Below are 4,774 nucleotides of genomic sequence, written 5' to 3' on the forward strand. Positions count from 1 at the left end.
GTCACCAGGCGGTTCATCGGGTCGGTTACCGTCATCGGTACCAGTACAAGGTTGACCGAGACACGGATGCTGGCGCCCCGCGGCGCGGAAGCCGCCTCACGGGCGACGTTCTCCCCACCCTCAATCACTTTTTTCGGCTCAACCGGCGGCTTTGGCGGCGGAGGCACCGCGGTATTCACGTCTCCCAGGGGATTCTCCTGTGCCCACACACTCCCGCACAGCGCTATACCCATCACGAGCAGCACTGCCAGGCGGCGCCATACGCGCTGCCCACGCTTCAGCCGACCCTTGAGCCCCAGACCCGCCACCGTTAGCCTCGTTCCGAAGATCATCTCCGGGAAGTACGAGTGTAATCCACCGTTTTCCTGTTTGACGCATCCCCCGATGAAATCGCAGCCTCTCATTCCATGATCGGGAAAACCGGCCCCCGCACTGTCAACAAAATGTCATTCCGAGAGAGCAGATTGGGGAAAACCGGCTCTCCATCGCAGCCTTGACTATTCAACTATTCAACAATTCAACCATTCCACCCCGGCCGCAGGCCCCAGCCTCCCCCAAGTACAATCTCTCCTAGAACCTAAAGATTGGAGTGTCGCCTTCCGCACGCATGGCTCGCATTTATCCGTTCCGCGCCTTCCGTTATAACCCCGCCAAGGTCAAGCTGGAGGATGTCGTCACCCAGCCTTATGACAAGATCACCCCGGAGATGCAGGACCGCTACTACGCGAGGAACCCGCTGAATCTCATCCGTGTGATCCTGGGTAAACACTTCCCCGGCGATACCGAAGAGGGAGAGAACGTCTACACCCGCGCCGCCGACACCCTCAACGCCTGGCGCAAGGACCAGGTGCTGGTCGARGAGGCGGAACCGGCTATCTACGGTTACTCGCAGGTCTATACCGTCCCCGGCACCACCGAAACACGCGAGCGCCGCGGCTTTATCGCCCTCGGCCACCTCTACGACTACGCCGATCAGGTTGTCTATCGCCACGAACAGACCTTCCCAAAACACAAGTCTGATCRTCTGGCCTTGTTCAAAGCGACCCGTGCCTACTGCGAGCAGATCTACATGCTCTACAACGACCCCGGCTTCAGCGTGGAACGTCTTCTTTTTGAGAACGGTCCCGCGCCCGATCAGGCCGTCGTCGACGACTATGGGGTCCTCCACAAGCTCTGGAAGATCACTGACCCGTCCCTGATCCGCATCATCGTCGGCGCTATGCAGGACAAGAAGCTCATCATCGCCGACGGGCATCACCGTTACGAGACCTCGGTCGCCTATTCCAAGGAGCGCGCTGCCGAGCTAGGTCTGCCCTTCAATCCTGCTCCGGGCTCTGAGACCGCAGGCGCCGATGAGGCAGAAAAGCTGCATGTCACCGCCACCGACCTGCCCACGCCGGCCTACCCCGAAGCAGCCATGATGATGACCTTCGTCAATATGGCGGCGCCCGGAATCACCATTCTGCCGACGCACCGCGTGCTCAACGGCCTGCAGAACTTCTCGGCAGACGACTTGCTCGCCGAGGCCTCTCCGTACTTTGACGCCGCTCCGCTGAACGGCAGCAACCACGTCGCCCTCAAGGCTGCGCTCGATGCGACCGAAGGCGTAGCCTTCGTCGCGGTGACCGCCCGTGGAAGCTGGCTGCTCACTGCAAAATCTGACGCCATTGCTCCGAAGCTGCAGGAGTTTTCTCCGCGCCAGCGCCAGCTCGATGTCGTCCAGCTCCACGGCCTGCTTTTTGCGCAGATCCTCGGTCTTTCGCAGGAACAGGTGACGAAGCTGGGCAACGTAAAGTACCTTCGCGAAGCATCCGAGGCCGTGGACCTGGTGAATAAAGGAGAGGCGGACGTCGCCTTCCTTACCAAGCCGGTTACATTGCAACAGCTCCGGGATGTCGCCTTCGCGAACGAAGTCATGCCGCAGAAGTCCACGGACTTCTATCCGAAGTTGCTGAGCGGTCTTGCCATCTATGCCTTGGACTAGAGCATTTTTCCTGTTGCTGGGTATCCCGACAGAGGAGTGCAGCGGCGTTTTCATTGCGGAAAACGCCCATCGATGTGGAAGCCCTACTCTGCACCGGCAGAAAAAATGCTCCAAACCCGCGTTGTTCGCGGCGGCGGCTGTGGCAGCTCTCCTGCTGCCCGCCGCCCGCGCGCAAACCCCTGCACAACAGCCCCCCATTATTCTTCTCGACGCAGCTCACGGTGGTCCGGATACCGGTGCACGGCTCACGGAAAAGCTCCCCGAACGCGAAGTGACCATCGCCTTCGCTAACCGCCTGCAATCCCTGCTGATCGTCCGCGGCTTCAAAGTTGTTCTGACGCACACAACACCGGATGATGCGGCCAATCTCACCGGTGACGGCCGGGTTGAGCTCGCCAACCGCTCCGGGGCCATAGCCTGTCTCTCGCTGCATGCATCCGGCAATGCAGCTGGAGTCCACCTTTTCACCTCCGCGCTTCCGGAGACCGAACCGGCTCTCCAGGGCTCCAAGCCTGTCCTCTGGAATGAAGCCCAGGCGCCATGGGTCACACGTTCGCTTCGCCTCGCCTCAGAGCTGCAGGCAGCGATTTCCCGCTCCCGTACGCCCGTCACTAACAACCGCACCTGGCTGGCCGAACTCGATTCCTTCACCTGCCCCGCGGTTGCAATCGAGCTTGGCCCGCTCGATGACGCCACCGCCCAGGACCCCACCTACCAGCAGCGGGTCGCGGAGGCCGTCGCCGGAGCCCTGCTCTTCTGGCGAGGACATCCAAACGCCGTCACCGGCACCGGGGCCGTGCGATGATCCCCCGCTACCAGCGCATCCTGTTTCTGGCGCTGATGACGCTCTCGGTTCTCATGGCGGGCTATCTGTGGCGGGTCCACCAGCGCACAGCCACCCGGCTGAACTCCATCTCCAGCGCAGCCACCCCCATTGAGGCGCCAAGTGGCGCCACGACCCAGACAGAGGCCGTTACCTTCCTGCTGGCAGACGACGGTGCAGGTACCATTACTCCCAACGACCGCCAGATCGCACTGCCCACCGAGCCGACGATCCGCCTGCGCGCCATCCTTGAACGGCTTTTCAGCGAATACGGGCAGACAGACTCGCCCCACCCTCTCAAGTTCGATGGCACCGCTATTGCCGACGTCTTCTTCCTTCCGCTTCCGCTCACCCCCCCTAAACCACCCGAAGCCGCCGTCAAAAGCACCGAAGAGAAGACGACACCCTCTCCCACCGCCTTTACCGACATGGCTGCGCGAAACGGGTATATGGCCGTGATCAATCTCCGGCAGAGCTTCTCTGATGCACATCCCTCCGGGATCGAAGTCGAGACCCTGACCGTGCTCTCCGTACTGGGTACTGTCCACGCAAATTTTCCACAAGTCAGCCGGATCCGGTTCCTCGTGGATGGCAAAACAAGGCCCACATTGGCGGGTCATTTCTCTCTTGATCGGGTGTATCCTTCTAGCGACACCACCCTTCAATCAACGAAAGAGACACCATGACCGCCGTGCATGTTGGCGTCTTTGACTCCGGCTTCGGAGGCTTGACCGTATTGCGCGCACTCCTGCCGCTGATTCCAGGAGCCCGCTATACCTATCTGGGCGACACCGCCCGACTTCCCTATGGCGCCAAGTCCCGCCAGACCATTGCGCGCTATGCCGTCTCCTCCGCGAAGTTCCTCGAAGACCACGGTGCGGAGATGATTGTCATCGCCTGCAACACCGCCTCGGCTCTCGCGATGGAGGAACTCAGAGCATCCACCAGCCTTCCCATTCTTGGCGTGATCGAACCCGGGGCAGAGGCTGCGCGTGAAGCCGCTACCTCCGGTTCCACGCTGGTGCTGGCCACCCAGGCGACTGTTCAGTCAGACGCCTACCTCAAAGCACTGCAAGCAGTCGGCATCGAGGCTACACAGAAAGCCTGTCCGCTTCTGGTGCCACTCGTTGAAGAGGGATGGATCGACCACGACGTCACCGAACAAGTGGCGCGCATCTACCTCACCGAAGCTCTCGCGGATGCCGCCAAAGCCGGACTCTCACCCTCGACGGTGCTTCTGGGCTGCACGCACTATCCACTGCTGCGCCCGCTCATCACACGGCTTCTCGCAGAGCTGAGCCCGCAACCGATCACCGTCATCGACTCGGCAGAGACCACTGCCGGCAAAGTGGCAGAGTTGCTCCACGCCTTACCCGRCCAGCCATCGAGCAATCTGGCCTTCTACGCCACCGACTCGACAGAAAAGTTCCAGGCCCTCGGCTCCCGCTTCCTCGGCCAGCCACTGCCCGAAGTCAACTTACTCGACCTCGGTGGTTAGCCCAATCCACGAAGTCTTGGCGAGAAACTAGCAACCAGGAACCAGCAACCAGCAACTAGAATCTCCCCATGGCTGCCTACCTTCTCAAATCTGAACCCGACGCGTACTCCTTCGAAGACTTGCAGCGTGACGGTGAAACCGTATGGGATGGCATCAAGAATCCCCAGGCCCTGATCACGCTGCGTGGCATGAAACCAGGCGAAGACCTGGTCATCTATCACTCCAACGTCGGCAAAGCCGCCGTCGGCCATGCCAAAGTCGTATCGGTCGATGCCTCTGACCCGAAGAATCCTGCCGTCCGCATCAAGCCGGTCAAAGCGATCGCGCGCCCAAAGCCTCTCGCCGAGATTCGGGACAATCCTCTCTTCGCGGACTCCATCATGTTCCGTCAGTTCCGCCTATCCGTAGTGCCATTGACCAAAGAGCAGTTCACCTGGCTGGTCCAGGGGAAGTAAGATCAGTTGCCAGT

At 60.8% G+C, this 4,774-nt stretch carries 5 protein-coding genes and 1 pseudogene; 5 read left to right on the top strand and 1 reads right to left on the bottom strand.

Translation table 11 applies throughout. From position 1 onward, the window contains the following. Window positions 1-404, bottom strand: a pseudogene (locus tag AB4043_RS14875) (hypothetical protein); the annotation flags it as partial. A 185-nt stretch (window positions 405-589) separates the two neighbouring features. On the opposite strand from AB4043_RS14875, the gene AB4043_RS14880 reads away from it, so the two are divergent. The 5 genes from AB4043_RS14880 (at window position 590) to AB4043_RS14900 (ending at window position 4,760) form a co-directional block, all read left to right on the top strand. Next, entirely contained in the window at window positions 590-1,984 is a 1,395-nt protein-coding gene (locus tag AB4043_RS14880) for a DUF1015 domain-containing protein (protein ID WP_442307394.1), read from the top strand. A gap of 139 nt (window positions 1,985-2,123) precedes the next feature. Next, window positions 2,124-2,789 (top strand): N-acetylmuramoyl-L-alanine amidase family protein, encoded by a 666-nt coding sequence (locus AB4043_RS14885; RefSeq protein ID WP_442301140.1) that lies wholly within the window; start codon window positions 2,124-2,126, stop codon window positions 2,787-2,789. After that, on the top strand, window positions 2,786-3,493 hold the full coding sequence (locus AB4043_RS14890) for a GerMN domain-containing protein (RefSeq protein ID WP_442301141.1): 708 nt from the start codon (window positions 2,786-2,788) through the stop codon (window positions 3,491-3,493). Before AB4043_RS14885 ends, AB4043_RS14890 begins: the two co-directional genes overlap by 4 nt. Further along, entirely contained in the window at window positions 3,490-4,305 is an 816-nt protein-coding gene (murI, locus tag AB4043_RS14895) for a glutamate racemase (RefSeq protein WP_442307395.1), read from the top strand. Before AB4043_RS14890 ends, murI begins: the two co-directional genes overlap by 4 nt. 68 nt (window positions 4,306-4,373) lie before the next feature. Next, a complete protein-coding gene (locus AB4043_RS14900) occupies window positions 4,374-4,760 on the top strand; it encodes an EVE domain-containing protein (RefSeq protein ID WP_442301143.1) in 387 nt (128 codons plus the stop codon). Window positions 4,761-4,774 lie beyond the last annotated feature (14 nt).

The sequence above is a fragment of the Terriglobus sp. YAF25 genome (assembly GCF_052113305.1).
GTDB lineage: Bacteria > Acidobacteriota > Terriglobia > Terriglobales > Acidobacteriaceae > Terriglobus.

Bases quoted from the DNA above. Each gene is read 5' to 3' on its own strand.
- AB4043_RS14900 (WP_442301143.1), top strand. From the start codon at position 4,374: ATGGCTGCCTACCTTCTCAAATCTGAACCCGACGCGTACTCCTTCGAA.
- AB4043_RS14890 (WP_442301141.1), top strand. From the start codon at position 2,786: ATGATCCCCCGCTACCAGCGCATCCTGTTTCTGGCGCTGATGACGCTC.